The sequence below is a fragment of the Ramlibacter paludis genome (assembly GCF_022012305.1).
Taxonomy (GTDB): domain Bacteria; phylum Pseudomonadota; class Gammaproteobacteria; order Burkholderiales; family Burkholderiaceae_C; genus Ramlibacter; species Ramlibacter paludis.
In genome coordinates this window covers 563,192-577,601 of the sequence record NZ_JAKLTM010000004.1, presented here as the reverse complement: position 1 = coordinate 577,601, position 14,410 = coordinate 563,192, and the positions used below count along the sequence as shown (strand labels likewise).

The window sequence follows — 14,410 nt, the reverse complement described above, 5'->3', positions numbered from 1 at the left end:
TCCTCGCGGCCCTGTCGCCTGCTGTCCAAAGCCGCCTGTTTCCCCATCTCGAACTGGCGGAACTGCCCTTGCGGGCCCTGATGTACGAGGGCGGGCGGCCCATGCGGCACGTCTACTTCCCCACCGACTCGATCATCTCCATGCAGTACCTGATGGAGAACGGTGCGTCCACCGCGATCTCGGTGGTCGGCAACGAGGGTTTGCTGGGAATCACGCTCTACATGGGCGGCGAGAGCACGCCGTCCCGCTCCATCGTGCAAAGCGCGGGCCACGCCTACCGACTCCCGCAGGCGCGCGTGCGCGAGGAATTCAACCGCCACGGCGAGTTGCTCCAGCTCATGCTGCGCTACACCCAGGCACTCATCACGCAGGTCGCGCAGACGGCCGTCTGCAACCGCCACCACACCATCGACCAGCAGCTGTGCCGCTGGCTGCTGCTGTCGATGGACCGGCTGTCCGGAAACCGGCTCACCATGACGCAGGAGTTCATCAGCAACATGCTCGGCGTGCGACGCTCCGGCGTGAGCAGTTCCGCTTCCAAGCTCGAGCAGCTGGGCGTGATCTCCTACGACCGCGGCCTGATCACCGTGCTCGACCGCGGGCGGCTCGAAGCCATGAGCTGCGAGTGCTACGCCGTGGTGAAGAAGGAAACCGACCTCCTGCTGCACTACCTGCCGCAAAGGCAGGTGATGAAGTACGTCGAGGACATCCCGACGGTCGTCCTGCCGTGCCGGTGAAATTCACCGGGGGCCCTCCGGCGCTGTAGCCGGCGCGCGCGGGACTGTACGCTACCGGGCAGTCGCGCCGCGAATCCGGCGCTACAGTCGGCGGCCCATGCATTTCCCGCCACCGCGCCCTTGCCGGCTGTTGCACCGCATCCTCGCGATCGTGGCCGCCGGCGTGCTGGCCGCCTGTTCCAGCCTGCCGCCGAACGTCGACCGCGCATCGTCCTTCACGCTGGCCGCGCCGGAGCAGACGGAAATGGGGCAGTTTGTCGCGCAACGGCTGCGACCGGAGCATGCGCGTAGCGATTCGGGCTTCCTGTGGCTGGCCGACGTGGACTCCGCCTACGCCGCGCGCGTCGCGCTGATCCGTGCCGCCCGCCACACGCTGGACCTGCAGTACTACGCGATCCATGCCGACCACAGCACCGAGCTCCTGCTCGAGGAGCTCGGGCGAGCCGCCCGCCGGGGCGTGCGCGTGCGCATCCTGCTCGACGACTTCAACACGGTCGGCAAGGACGCGCAGGTCCTGCGGCTGGCGCTCGAGCCGCGGGTCGAGATCCGGCTGTTCAACCCGATGACGGGCACGCGCGGGTCCATGCTGGGCCATCTCGCCGGCTCCCTGTTCGACGAGGGCAGCATCGGCAAGCGCATGCACAACAAGCTGTTCCTCGCGGACGGCTCCATGGGGATCGCCGGCGGGCGCAACCTGGGCGACGCGTACTTCGGCGCCGATGCCACCAGCAACTTCATCGACCTCGACGTGCTGGCGGCGGGCCGCATCGTGCGCGACATGTCCGCGAGCTTCGACCGCTTCTGGAACGATGAACTCGCCTATCCGATGCAGGCGCTCGTCGGACCGGACGAACTCGACCGGCTGGAGCGCGGGCGGACACGGCAGCCGGGCCTAGCACCCGTCGAAGCGGAGCCAGCCGGCGCGCCGCCCCCCATTGCCGCGCCCATCGGCGCAGGCATGGTTCTCCCCGGCATCGAGCGCGTCGACGTCACGCGGCAAGGACGCCCCGCGTTCGACCTGCCCTCCGTGCGGCTCACGTGGTCGCCCTCCGTCCTGCTGGCGGACGAGCCGGGCAAGATCGCGCCCGACGATGACGAAGCGGACGCCGGCGATACCGTCGTCGACGGCCTGCTGAATCTCGTGGACGGCGCGCGCCGCGAGGTCCTGATCGTGTCGCCCTACTTCGTTCCGGGCGCGCTGATCACCGATCGCTTGCGGAAACTCGCGGCGCGGGGCGTGCGCGTGCGGGTCCTGACGAATTCGCTCGCGTCCAACGACGCGCCCGCTGCGCATGCGGGGTACGCGCGGTATCGCAGGGAACTGCTGGCAGCCGGGGTCGAACTGCACGAATTGCGCGCGGGCGAAGCGGTGCCGGCGACGGGAATCGGCGCGCACGGCGGCATGGGGTCGATAGGCGCCGGCTCGTCGAGCGGCGCCTCGCGCGCCAGCCTGCACTCGAAGGCGGTGATGATCGACGGCCGCATCGCGGTGATCGGGTCGATGAACCTGGACCTGCGCTCGCAGGCGAAGAACAGCGAAGTCGCGCTCGTCATCCGCAGCGCGTCGTTCACCCTGGCCGGCACCGAAACCGTGCAGCGCCTGATGGACCGGACTTCGTACCGCGTGGTCCTGCGCGGCCAGCGGCTCGCCTGGCAGGCGCCCCCGGGGGCGGGCTTCGGCGACGCGGCGGACGAGCCTGGCGCGACGACGCTGCAGAAGATCCTCGCCCGTGTGATCGCGCCGTTCGCGCCGGACGAGATCCTGTAGCGACCGTCCGGGCGGGAAGCCGGGACGACGGCGCAGGACAGGGCGCCTGGACCTACGCGGGCGGGCAGGTGTCCGACACGAAGTCGCACCTCTGTCGCGCCCGCAGGCTTGCGCTTCGCCAGCATGCTCTCGCTCCTCTCATGCACATTCACCGAGGATCGAGGAGCACCATGTTCGGCAAGAAAGACCAGGCGGAAATCAGGACCCTTATCGCGCAGGGCACGCGCATCGACGGCGGGCTGAAGTTCGGGCAAGGCATGCGGGTCGACGGTGAGGTGTACGGACCCATCCAGGCGGATTCCGAAGGCAGCCTGCTGGTCATCTCGGAGGGCGCCGTGGTCGAAGGCGGCATCGTGGCCGATCGCGTGATCATCGCCGGGACGGTCAAGGGGACCGTCGACGCCCGCGAATCGCTGGAATTGCAGCCGCAGGCCCGCATCCAGGGCGACGTCCATTACGCCGCGCTGGAGATGCACCAGGGCGCGACGATTTCGGGCCAGCTGCGGCCTCTCGCGCCGGCCGCCATCCCGGCCTAGCCACGACTTGCCCGACGGCGGCGGCCCGGACCTCGGGGCCGGGATACATCCTGTCGCTCATTCCCCGGCGACCTCGACCATTTGCCATGCACAATCGCGGCCGCCATGCAGCCGCGCCGCCGTCCACTTCCCGCTGATTCCCTCGATTCCCCGGTCCCGCGCTGGAAGGCCGCGCCGCCGCCGGCCGGCCGCACGCGCAAGGGCATGGCGATGGTGCTGCACTTGTCCTGCCTGGCCCTCTTCGGCCTGACCGTGGTGTTGCCGGTGGCTTCCCCGCTGGCCCGAGGCGAGCTCGCGCGCGAATTCAAGCCGGTATTCGAAGCGCTGGCCGCTTCGCCGTGGCTGCGGCAACTCCAGGAACGGTCAGCGAGGCGCCGCCCAGCGCCGTAGACCGGCCGGCCAGCAGAGCGGCTGCTGCTTCCTTGACGCAGTTCCCCTGCTGGAGTTCACCACCGAGAAGCGACAGGTAGCCACGGCCGGGCAGGCGCCGACTTCGGCGCGGATGCGCTCGGCGCTCATGGTGAAAGGAATGCTCGGCGGCAGCCTGCCCGCGATTCGCCACCGGGTCCGCGTGTTGGTCCGCACAAGCCGCTATGTACCCTAGCGTACAGACGGTCCTGCCGCGCCTGGGAATGATGCAGGCAAGTTTCGGAAGGACCAACATGGAAACCGGATCCAAGTACCTCGGCGCACGGTTGGCAGCCTTGCTGCTGGCGGCCACGATCGCGGGCTGCGGCGGCGGAGGTGGGCGTGACCCCATCCTCGGCTTCGACCGTCCCCCGCCGGCACCTCCCACCGTCATTGCGGCGGCTCCCCTGGACGGCGCGACGGGGGTTGCCATCAACAACGCCGTGATCAGCGCCCAGTTCAGCGAGCCCATGGCAGCTCTGGGCGGCACGGCCACCTTCGTGGTGACGTGCGCAGCGCCCTGCGTGAGCCCCGGCGGCTCGGCAAGCCTGGATGCCTCGGGCCGCATCGCCACCTACGTGCTGCCCGCCGGTGCCACGCTGGCTCCGCTGACGACCTACACCGCCACCGTCACCGGCGCGCGCAGCAGCGCCACCGGACTGGCACTCGTCAGCCCTTACGTGTGGCGCTTCACGACCGGCGCCGCCCCCGACACGACCCGGCCGCGCGTGACGCTCACCGCCCCCGCCACCACCGTCCCGGGCCCGACTCCGGGAGTGCCGACGAACACCGCCGTGACCGCCACGTTCTCCGAGGACATGGCGCCCGCCAGCATGAGCGCCGGCACGTTCACGCTGGCTTGTGCCGCCCCCTGCACGGCCCCGGCCGGCAGCGTCACCTACGCCACCGCCAGCCGCACCGCGGCCTTTGTCCCGGCGGCGCCGCTGCAGGCAGGGGCGACCTACACGGCCACCATCACCACGGGGGCCCAGGACCTCGCCGGCAACGCGCTTGCGGGCAACCAGGCGCCGCTGCCCGCGGCGAGCAACTACGTGTGGACGTTCACCACCGCGGCGGCGCTGCCGCCGGCCAACGTGTCCGTCCAGAGCACCAATCCGGCGGCGGGCGCAGCCAACGTCTGCCTGAATGCCGCGATCAACGCCACTTTCGCAGTGCCATCCGGCCTGCGCATGGACCCGTCCACCATCCAGGCCGCGAACTTCACCGTCACCGGCCCGGGCAACGTCAGCGTGGTGCCGGCGTCCGTGGCGCTGGATGCCGCCACCGGGCGAATCGCGACCTTCACGCCGCTGACCCCGCTCGTGGCCGGCCTCCACACCGCGACCCTGCGCGGCGGCAGCACGGGCGTGAAGGACCTGGCGGTGCCCGGCAACACCCTGGTGAACGACTTCGCCTGGACCTTCAACGCCGTGAGCTGCGCGGTGATCCAGCCGTTCCCGCTCGGCGCGGCGGCCCCCTTCGGCGTGTTCGGCGGCTCCGCCGGCATGACCAACCAGGGCATCCTCACCGTCATCAACGGTGACATCGGCACCACGGGCGTGTCCACCACGGCAACCGGCTTCCATGATGCCGGGCCGGGCTGCACGTACACGGAGACGCCGCTGAACATCGGCGCCGTCAACGGGCTGATCTATACCGCGCCGCCGTCGCCGACGCCGAGCTGCCCGAGCGAGGGCACGGCGGCGACGCTGGCGGTCGCCACCCTGGCGCGCGCCGACGCCCTGGTCGCCTACAACCAGCTCACGGCCCTCCCGGGCGGACCCGATCCGGGAGCGGGCAACCTGGCGAACCTGACGCTGGCGCCCGGCGTGTACACCGCCGCGGCGGGCACGTTCCGCATCCAGGGCGGCGACCTGACGCTCGACGCCGGCGGCAATGCGAATGCGACCTGGGTGTTCCAGATGGCCACCTCGCTGACAGTCGGTGGCCCCGGTGCGGCATTCCCGAGCAGCGTGATCCTGACCAACGGCGCGCAGGCCAGGAACGTGTTCTGGCAGGTGGGCTCGGCCGCCACCATCAACGCAGGCGGCGGCGGGACGATGGTCGGCACGATCATTTCCCAGGCGGGGCAGGCCGTCTCGACCGCAGGCGCGCTGGGGGTGACCACGATCAACGGCCGGCTGCTGTCGCTCGGTCCTTCGGTGACGCTCGTGAACACCGTGATCAATGTGCCGGCGCCGTGATGCGCAGCCTTCCATCCATGAAAGAAAAGTCATGACGATCATTTCCAGAAACGTCGTCGCGTTCGGTTGCATGGCCGGCAGCGCATTGCTGGCCACGCCCAGCCTGGCGCAGGGAACGGGCTGGTATGCGGGGGCCGGCATCGGGCAGGCCGCGTCCACCATCGACCGGGACCGCATCATCCAGGGCCTGGCCAATGAAAGCCTGTTGACCAACAACATCGACGAGCGCGATCGCAAGACCGGCTACAAGCTGTTCGGCGGCTACCAGATGAACCGCTACTTCGCGGTCGAGGGCGGCTACTTCGACCTGGGCCGGATGGGTTTCACCGCGTCCACCACGCCGGCCGGGACGCTGGTCGGGGATGTCCGCTTCCAGGGCCTCAACCTCGACCTGGTCGGGACCCTGCCGGTCACCGATCGCTTCTCGCTGCTGGGGCGCGTCGGCGGCGCCTACGTGCGGGCACGCGGAGCGTTCAGTTCCACCGGGGCGGTGGTGATGCCTTATCCGGGCGCCAGCACCAGCGAGCGCAAGTCCGCCTTCGAGTACGGGCTGGGCCTGGCCTGGCGGCTCTCCGAAGCCTGGGAACTGCGGGCCGAAGCCGAGCGCATCCGCGTGCATGACAGCGTCGGCAACCGCGGCGACATCGACCTCATGACGCTGGGGGTGGTCTACCGTTTCGGCGCGGCACCTGCGCCTGCGCCAGCGCCCCGGCCGGCTTACGTCGCGCCACCCAGCCCGCCCCCGCCGCCGCCTCCGCCGCCTGCGCCGACTCCGCCGCCGCCCCCGGTTGCCGCCGCGCGGACACCCGTGGTCACGGTGCACTTCTCCGCCGACGCCCTGTTCGACTTCAATCGCTCGGAACTCCGTGCGCAGGGAACCCGCGAGCTCGACGCGTTCGCGAGTGAAATGCGCGGTGTCGCCTACGACAGCATCCGGGTCATCGGCCATACCGACCGCCTCGGCCCCAGTGCGTACAACGGCGACCTGTCGCGCCGCCGCGCCGCCGCCGTGGCGGCCTACCTGGCGCGCGCCGGCCTGAACGCCGCCAAGATCGTCACCAGCGGCGCCGGCGAGACCCAGCCCCTGCCGTCCACCGCGCACTGCCGCGGCAACCAGCCGACCCCGGCGCTGGTCGCCTGCCTGCAGCCGGATCGGCGCGTCGATGTGCAGGTCGAGGGCTCGCGCTCGCCCTGAGCTACCACCATCATCGTCGGCCACTCGTGGCAGATCCAGCAGCGGTGCCGCTGCTAGACTGCCTCGATGGATTTCCTCCTCCTGCTCGTCTGCGGTTTGTTCGCGGGCACGCTCGGGGGCATTGTCGGCACCGGCTCCTCGCTGGTGATGATGCCCGTCCTGGTCGTGATGTTCGGCCCGCGGCAGGCGATCCCGATCATGGCGATCGCGGCGATCATGGGCAACCTGGGCCGCGTGCTGGCCTGGCGGCGCGAGATCGACTGGCGCGCCTGCGCCGCCTTCTGCGTGACGGCGGTGCCGGGCGCGATGATCGGCGCGCGCCTGCTGCTCACGATTCCGCCGGGGGTCGCCGAGACCGCGCTCGGAACGTTCTTCCTGTCCCTGATCCCGGTGCGGCGCTGGCTGGCGCGGCGCGAGTTCCGGATCTCCGCCACGCACCTCATGCTGCTCGGCGCGCCGCTGGGCGTGCTGACGGGGATCGTCGCTTCGACCGGTCCGCTGACGGTGCCGCTGTTCACGTTCTACGGCCTCGAGCGCGGCGCCTTCCTGGGCACCGAGGCGGCTTCCTCGATCGGCATGTACGCGGCCAAGGTCGCGACCTTCCAGGCTTTCGGCGCGCTGTCGCTGGAGGTCGCGGCGCGCGGGCTCGGCGTGGGCGCCACGCTGATGGCGGGATCCTTCGTCGGCCGGTTCGTCGTGCTGCGCCTTTCCGCGCCTGCTTATCGGCACCTTATCGATGGCTTGATGGCGGTGTCGGGCGTGTCCCTGCTGTGGGCCGCTGTGCGTTGAGGCCTACAGGGTCCTGGGCCATCCGCGCCTGAACCTTGGCTGTCGAGCGTGGGACACTGACGCCATGCCTTTGTTGTACCTGTTGCCCGATCGCGCTTCCGCCGCCGACCCGCCCGCGGGCGCCGGCGACCATCCCTTGTTCTCGGCGCAAAGGCGCAACTTCACCGTGCTGGTGGTGGACGACAACGCGTCCAAGCGCTATGCCATCAGCCGCGGGCTGCAGGCGGCCGGCTTCCTGGTGGTGGAGGCCGCGCATGCGGCCGATGCGCTCGCCACGCCCGCCTGCTCCGCCGCGGTGCTGGACGTGTACCTGCCCGACATGGACGGCTTCGCCTTGTGCGAGCGCATGCGGCGGGCCCACCCGGCGTTGCCGATCGTGCAGGTGTCGTCCGTGCTGGTGGAGGAGCCGTACCGCAAGGCGGGCCGCGCCGCCGGGGCCGACGCCTACCTGACCGAGCCGGACCTGGCCGAACTGGTGGGCACGCTCGACGCGCTGCTGCAGCGTCCGGAGCGCAAGCTGCAGTAGCAGGCGCGCGCTTAAACTGCGCGCCATGAACCTCCTCTTCATCGGCGGCACGCGTTTCGCCGGTCTCGCCATGGCGCGCGAGGCGCTGCGCCGCGGCCACCAGGTCGACCTGTTCCACCGGGGCGGCAAGCCCTTCAGCGGCCTCGAAGGCGCGCGCCACCTGCACGGCGATCGCGCCAAGGACCTGGCGGCGCTGGCGCAAGGCGACTGGGACGCGACCATCGACACCTGCGGCTACCGGCCGGGCGACATCCACGCGGTGGCCGACGCGCTGGGCGGCCGCGGCGGGCATTACTGCTTCGTGTCGACGGGGTCGGTGTATGCCGAGGACATCCCCGCCGGCAGCGACGAGAGCGCGCCACTGGCGCCCACGGACGGCCTGGCCCCGGCGACGCTGGCCACCGTCCCCATCAACGCCGACAACTACGGTCCGCTCAAGGTGCTGTGCGAGCAGGCGGTGCGCGAGCGCTTCGAGCAGCCGCTGATCCTGCGGCCGCCTTACATCATCGGCCCCGACGACTACACGATGCGTTTTCCGGAATGGGTCAAGCGCATCGCGGCCGGCGGCGTGGTGGAAGCGCCGGGGCCGCGCGAGGCGGCGATCCAGTACGTCGATGCGCGCGACCTTGCCAGCTTCACCATCGATGCGGTGGGGCGGCGCCTGGCCGGAACCTACAACGTCTCGGCCGTGCAGCCGCCCTTCGGCTTCGGCGACATGCTGGATGCCATCGTCGCGGGCGTCGCGCCCGCCGGCACGCAGCTGCGCTGGATCGGTGTGGAGGATGCCAAGGCCTCGCAGACGGCCTGGCCGCTGTGGCACCAGGGCCTGGACCTCGGCATCGTGGCCGTCACGTCCGCGGCTGCGCGCGCGCAGGGATTGAAGGGACGGCCGCTGGCCGAAACGGCGCGCGACACGCTGGCCTGGCTGCAGCGCTAGGTCAGCCCAGTTCCAGCAGCACCGGCTGGTGGTCCGACACCTGCGTGTCGCCGTCGATGGCGATGCGCCGCACGCTGTCCTTCAGGCTGTCGCTGACGAACACGAAGTCGCAGGCGACCGGCTCCGGCCCGTAGGTGCGGTCATGCACCATGAAGGTCGGCGGCTGCGGCGCGCCGGCGTGCAGCAGGCGCCAGCCATCCCACAGCCGGCCCGGCGCGCCCGCGGCGGTGAGCTCGGCGTACTCCGGCTCTTGCGCCTGCAGGTTGAAGTCGCCGCAGACGACGGCGTGCGCGGTGTGCACCTTGGACTGGAAAGGCGAGCCGTCGCTGCTGCGTTCCGGCGGCGCCGCGGCCTGCGCCGAATATTCCGCGTGCAGCGCGCGCAAGGCCCGCGCCTGCGCCATGCGCTGCGGCTTCGAATAGAACTCCAGGTGCGTGGTCATGACGCGCACCGGCCCCAGCTGCGGGTCGCGCAGCGTCACCACCGTGGCCATGCGCGGCATGCTGCGCACGCCGGCGTCGGCCGGCCAGGGCAGGGGGTGGTGCTGCACGCGCAGCACCGGCAGCCGCGTGGCAATCAGGTTGCCGAAGCGCTGCCGGCCCGCGCGCTCGTCGCAGTCGTCGACCGCGGCGCCGAAGAAGACCTGGAAACCGGGCAGGAGGGCAGCCAGCGCGGCCGGCTGGTCCTGGCCCGAATTCCCGCGCAGCTGCGGATGGTTGACAGCGATCTCCTGCAGGCACAGCACGTCGAAGTCGGCCAGCGCGCGGGCGCCTTCGGCGATGCGCGCGGGGCTGACCACGCCGTCGATGCCGCAGCACCACTGGGTGTTCCAGGTGACGAGTTTCATGGCAGCCCAGTCTACTTCCGGGCCGTTACGCAAGGCCGAGCTTAAGCGCGGCTAGACTCCGCCCGGTGTCGTCCCCTCCCAGCCTGCCCTTTGCCCCCAGCCGCTCCGAGTGGCCCACCGCCCGCAGTCCCCAGAAGCTGCGACTGCGCAGCCGCGTCCTGGTGGTCGCCGCTGCGCTGGTGCTGGTGCTGGCCTGCCTGGGCGCCGGCCTGCTGGCCGGGCAAGCCCTGCAAGCGGGCGGTTCCCCAGGCCGCTTCTGGTTGATCGCGCTGGTGCTGGCGCTGGTCGTGGTGGCCGCCGCCTGGATCGCCAGCGGCCGCATGGCGCGCCCCATGACCCGCCTCGCGCAGCAGGCCGCCGCGGCCGAGGCTTCCGTCTCGCTGCCGCCGCCCTCGGCGCCGCTGCCGCTGGAAAGCGACGCAGGCGCGGTGGAGCGCGCGCTGCGGCGCCTGGCGCGCAGCGCGCAGGAGAACCAGCAGCAGCTCGCGCGCAACGAGCGCCAGTTCGCCGCGCTGGCCGAGTCGCTGCCGCACGTGATCTGGGTGGCCGATGCGCAAGGGCGGCTCGAATACGTCAACCGCCCGTGGCTGAGCGACGTGCCGCTGAACGTGGCCGACCTCGCGCGCTTTGCCGACCCGACCGACCGCGGCCGCATCACGCAGGCCTGGCAGCAGAGCCTGGAAAGCGGCGAGCCGCTGCGCCTGCGCTGCCGCCTGCTGGCGCCGGGCGCGCACAAGCAGCGCTGGACCGACGTGCAGGCTGCGCCGATCCCGGGCGAGGGCGCGTCGGTCCTGCGCTGGGTGGGCAGCCTGGTCGACGTGGACGAGAGCGTGATGCTGGCGCAGATGCAGGAGCGCGCGCTGGAGGAGGAACGCCGCGCGCGCGCCGATGCGGAGCAGCTGGCGCGCACGCGCGACGACTTCCTGGGCGCGGTGTCGCACGAACTGCGCTCGCCGCTCAGCGCCATCAACGGCTGGGCGGAGATCCTGGCCCGCAAGGGCCACGTCGACCCGATGGTGGCGAAGGCGGGTGAGGTGATCCGGCGCAATGCGCAGATCCAGACCGGCCTCATCGACGACCTGCTGGACCTGACCACCATGACCGCGGGCCGGCTGGAAGTGGCCCACGAGGTGCTGGACCTGGCGCGCGTCGCCCGCGAAGTCGTCACCTCGCACCTGGCCGCGGCCCAGGCGAAAGGCCTGGCGCTGGACTGGCGGCGCTGCGAAGCGGTGTTCGTCGAAGGCGACGAGCGCCGGCTCGCGCAGGTCGTGGCCAACGTGCTGACCAACGCGATCAAGTTCACGCCCGCCGGCGGCCGCGTGGACCTGTCTTCGGCCGTGGAGGACGGGCGGGCGGTGCTGCGCGTGGCGGACAGCGGCCGCGGCATCTCCGCAGCCTTCCTGCCGCACGTGTTCGATCGCCTCCGTCAGGAGGACGGCATGGCCGCGGCCCGCACCGGCGGCCTGGGCCTCGGGCTTGCCATCGCGCGCGGCATCGTCGAACTGCATGGCGGCGCCATCGCCATCGCGAGCGAGGGGCCCGGCAAGGGCACGACCGTCACGATCGCGCTGCCGCTGTCGGCGGCAACCAGCGAAGAGGGCGCCCATCGCGCCAGCATGGCGGCGCTGGATCCCGGCTTCGACCTGCTGGGCGCCAAGGTGCTGCTGGTCGACGACGAAGCCGATGCGCGCGAGGTCGCGAAGGTCGCCCTCACCAGCATGGGCGCGCACGTGCAACTGGCCACCAGCGGCGCCGAGGCGCTGGAGGCGGTGCAGCGGCAGCGCTTCGACTTCCTGGTCTCCGACATCGGCATGCCCGGCATGGACGGCCTGGAATTGATCCGCAAGGTGCGCGGCCTCGGACAGCCGCACGGGCAGGTGCCGGCGGTGGCCTTGAGTGCGTTCGCGCTGGCGGGCGATGTGGCGGCGGGGCTGGAGGCGGGCTTCCATGCCTATGCCGCGAAGCCGATCTCCTTGCGCGGGCTGGCGACGGCCATCGTCACCGCGCAGAAGCGCGTGGGAAGCGCGTGAGCCTCAGCCGCCGGCACGCGGCAGCGTGAAGAAGAAGGTCGCTCCCGCGCCCGGCTTCGCCTCGAACCAGATCTTCCCCCCGTGCAGCGCGACGATCCGCTGCACCATCGCCAGCCCGATGCCCGTGCCCGGAAATTCATCGGCGCCATGCAGCCGGCGGAACGGCTGGAACAACTGGCCAGCCGCCTCGGCATCGAAGCCCGCGCCGTTGTCGCGGACGAAGAAGGTGCGGCCCTCCGCGCCCGCGTCCTCCGCGAGGCAGCCGACCTCGATGCGGGCGTGCGCCGTGCGGGCGCTGAACTTCCAGGCGTTGCCCACCAGGTTTTCCAACACCTGCAGCAGCAGCGCGCGGTCCGCGCGCGCCTGCATGCCTGGCTCGATGCGGGTCTCCACCACGCGCTGCGGATCGCGCTCGCGCAGCCCGGCCAGCACCTCGTGCGCCAGCGCGCCCACGTCGACGTCGGCCAGCTGCAGCGGCGCATGCGTCAGCTTGCCCAGTTCCAGCAGCTGGCGCGTGAGGTCGGCCATGTGCAGGACGTTGGAGCGGATGCGGCGCAGGTAGTGCTGGTGCTTCTCGTTGCCGCCGGCGGCGAGCGCGGGCTCCAGCGCCTCGGCGAAGCCGTCGATGGCCGCCAGCGGCGCCCGGACGTCGTGGGCGATGGCGAAGGAAAACACTTCGAGGTCGTGCACGGCGCGTTCCAGCTGCCCGGTGCGTTCGCGCACCTGCGCATCCAGGTCCTTGTTCAGTGCCCGCAGTTCGGCCTGCGCATGGATCAGCGATTCCGCGCGCCGGCTGCTCTGGCCGTGCAGGCGCATCAGGGAGAAATAGACGACCACCAGGCCGAAGGTGCACACCGCGCAGAACACGAAGTAGAAGAAGCGCCGCCCGGCGAACGAGGCCAGCGCGTCCTCCCGGGCGGAGGCGATGGACACGCGCATGCCCCAGTCCGGCAGCACGCGGTAGCTCACCAGGACCGCCTGGCCCGCGATGCGCGCGCTGCCGCCGGTGCTGCCGACCAGCTCGCCCAGACCGCCGGTTTGCGCGGGCACGGCCAGCGCGCCGATGCGCGAGTCCCAGCCGGCCAGCACGGTGCCGTCCGGCGCCGACAGGGCCACCGTGGTCGCGTCGTGCAGCCGCACCGAACGCATGATGCCCAGCAGCGTCGGGGCCGAGACCATCGCGACCGCGACGGCGTAGTTGCCGCCGCCGTCGCCGCGCAGGCGCATGGCCAGCGGCACCTGCGGCCCGTGCGCGGTGGCGCGCGGCGCGAACACCGTGATTTCGTCGTCGCGGGGCAGGCGCGCCATCACCCCGTCGCACAGGGCGCGGTCGATGGCGCTCGCGCCATTGGTGGTGGCCGCGAGCGCGCGGCCGTCGGGAAAGCACAGGCCGAGGTCGGCAAAGGCGTCGTTGGCGCGCAGCCGGTCGCGCAGGATGTCGTTCAGGCCGATCTCCGACACGCCGTCGCGCACCTGGCCGTTGAGGAACTGGTGCACCGCGCGCGTGGTGCGCATGACGCGCACCACGTAGTGTTCCACCGCGGTGGCCAGGTTGGCGTCGCGCTGCGCCACCGACGCCAGGGTCTGGCGGTATTCGTAGTTGGCGTTCTCCACGAAGGTCATCCACAGCAGCAGGAGCAGCAGCACGATCAGCGTGCGCAGCATGCGCCGCGTGCGGCGCGCGCCCTGGCGCAGTTGCGCGATCTGCTGCTCGGGTTCGCGCTGGGGGAAGTCCATGCTCAGTCGTCCAGCCGCACGGCGGGACGCTGCGCCTGCAGCACCGGCCAGTCCACCGCGAGGAGCCGCAGGGCGGGGTCGCCCGAGGCGGCGCCGGCGCGCACCGTCACGTCGCCGATGCCGAAGCGCACCAGGTCCTCGGGCGCCAGGTAATAGAACTCGTCGACCGCATGGGGCGGCAGCTTGCCGAACCAGGCCACGTAACCGTCGACGCCGATGGCTCGGTAGAAGTCCGCTTCGCGCCGGGCGAGCAGCCGGGCCTGGGCCAGTTCCGCGTCCGACCAGCTGGCCTGGCCGCTTTGCTGCAGCCACAGCACGTGCGCCATGTTGCCGTGCCAGCCGACCGCATCGGGCCGCCCCAGCAGCTTGCGGCGTCCCGCCGGGAACACGTAGTTGGCGCAGGAGGAGAGGCAGGTGGCCGGCACTTCGACCGCGAGGCCGCGCGCGTGGATGGCCTGCGCCATGTCGAGCGCCGGGGCGACCAGGCCACCGGGCGAGGTGATCACGATGCGCGTCACACCGGGCGCGCCGAGCAGCTGCAGGAAGCGCGCGGCCGAGGCGAGGTCGATGCGGCCGTCGAACACGATCGCGTCGCCCTCGCGCTGCACGGCCGCCGCGGGCTGCGCCGCGCAGGCGGTGGCCAGCAGCAGGGTGGGCAGGAGGGAGGCCAGGGAGCGCAAAGCCACGCTTCGTCCG

General features: G+C 71.6%; 13 protein-coding genes. 10 read left to right on the top strand and 3 right to left on the bottom strand.

Translation table 11 applies throughout. The annotated features are described in order from the left end of the window. Positions 1 to 68: 68 nt before the first annotated feature. From LZ009_RS16490 to LZ009_RS16450, 9 genes are all read left to right on the top strand, one after another. Positions 69 to 737: a Crp/Fnr family transcriptional regulator gene (locus LZ009_RS16490; protein ID WP_346730753.1), complete on the top strand. Its 669-nt coding sequence runs from the start codon at positions 69 to 71 to the stop codon at positions 735 to 737. A gap of 97 nt (positions 738 to 834) precedes the next feature. Next, on the top strand, positions 835 to 2,505 hold the full coding sequence (locus LZ009_RS16485) for a phospholipase D family protein (RefSeq protein ID WP_275699041.1): 1,671 nt from the start codon (positions 835 to 837) through the stop codon (positions 2,503 to 2,505). A 170-nt stretch (positions 2,506 to 2,675) separates the two neighbouring features. Then, the gene (locus LZ009_RS16480) at positions 2,676 to 3,041 is read left to right on the top strand and encodes a bactofilin family protein (protein ID WP_275699040.1); all 366 of its coding nucleotides are present in this window, start codon (positions 2,676 to 2,678) and stop codon (positions 3,039 to 3,041) included. A gap of 105 nt (positions 3,042 to 3,146) precedes the next feature. Continuing rightward, a complete protein-coding gene (locus LZ009_RS16475) occupies positions 3,147 to 3,431 on the top strand; it encodes a hypothetical protein (protein WP_275699039.1) in 285 nt (94 codons plus the stop codon). 272 nt (positions 3,432 to 3,703) lie between these two features. Continuing rightward, positions 3,704 to 5,653: an ice-binding family protein gene (locus tag LZ009_RS16470; RefSeq protein WP_275699038.1), complete on the top strand. Its 1,950-nt coding sequence runs from the start codon at positions 3,704 to 3,706 to the stop codon at positions 5,651 to 5,653. 31 nt (positions 5,654 to 5,684) lie between these two features. After that, positions 5,685 to 6,848, top strand: coding sequence for an outer membrane beta-barrel protein (locus LZ009_RS16465; protein WP_275699037.1), 1,164 nt, complete (start codon positions 5,685 to 5,687; stop codon positions 6,846 to 6,848). Between the two features lie 66 nt (positions 6,849 to 6,914). Continuing rightward, complete coding sequence (locus tag LZ009_RS16460; RefSeq protein ID WP_275699036.1) at positions 6,915 to 7,637, top strand: sulfite exporter TauE/SafE family protein; 723 nt, start codon at positions 6,915 to 6,917, stop codon at positions 7,635 to 7,637. A 64-nt stretch (positions 7,638 to 7,701) separates the two neighbouring features. Beyond that, a complete protein-coding gene (locus tag LZ009_RS16455) occupies positions 7,702 to 8,163 on the top strand; it encodes a response regulator transcription factor (protein WP_275699035.1) in 462 nt (153 codons plus the stop codon). 25 nt (positions 8,164 to 8,188) lie between these two features. After that, positions 8,189 to 9,100, top strand: a complete 912-nt coding sequence (locus tag LZ009_RS16450) for a Rossmann-fold NAD(P)-binding domain-containing protein (protein ID WP_275699034.1) — start codon at positions 8,189 to 8,191, stop codon at positions 9,098 to 9,100. Between the two features lies 1 nt (position 9,101). Here the strand turns inward: LZ009_RS16450 and LZ009_RS16445 are convergent, their stop codons facing one another. Further along, positions 9,102 to 9,947: an endonuclease/exonuclease/phosphatase family protein gene (locus LZ009_RS16445; protein WP_275699033.1), complete on the bottom strand. Its 846-nt coding sequence runs from the start codon at positions 9,945 to 9,947 to the stop codon at positions 9,102 to 9,104. Between the two features lie 65 nt (positions 9,948 to 10,012). On the opposite strand from LZ009_RS16445, the gene LZ009_RS24315 reads away from it, so the two are divergent. Further along, positions 10,013 to 11,977: a hybrid sensor histidine kinase/response regulator gene (locus LZ009_RS24315; RefSeq protein WP_275699032.1), complete on the top strand. Its 1,965-nt coding sequence runs from the start codon at positions 10,013 to 10,015 to the stop codon at positions 11,975 to 11,977. Between the two features lie 3 nt (positions 11,978 to 11,980). Here the strand turns inward: LZ009_RS24315 and LZ009_RS16435 are convergent, their stop codons facing one another. Together LZ009_RS16435 and LZ009_RS16430 are read right to left on the bottom strand one after the other, a co-directional pair. Beyond that, positions 11,981 to 13,714 (bottom strand): sensor histidine kinase, encoded by a 1,734-nt coding sequence (locus LZ009_RS16435; protein WP_275699031.1) that lies wholly within the window; start codon positions 13,712 to 13,714, stop codon positions 11,981 to 11,983. Positions 13,715 to 13,716: 2 nt separating this feature from the next. Next, the gene (locus tag LZ009_RS16430; protein ID WP_275699030.1) at positions 13,717 to 14,400 is read right to left on the bottom strand and encodes a hypothetical protein; all 684 of its coding nucleotides are present in this window, start codon (positions 14,398 to 14,400) and stop codon (positions 13,717 to 13,719) included. Positions 14,401 to 14,410 lie beyond the last annotated feature (10 nt).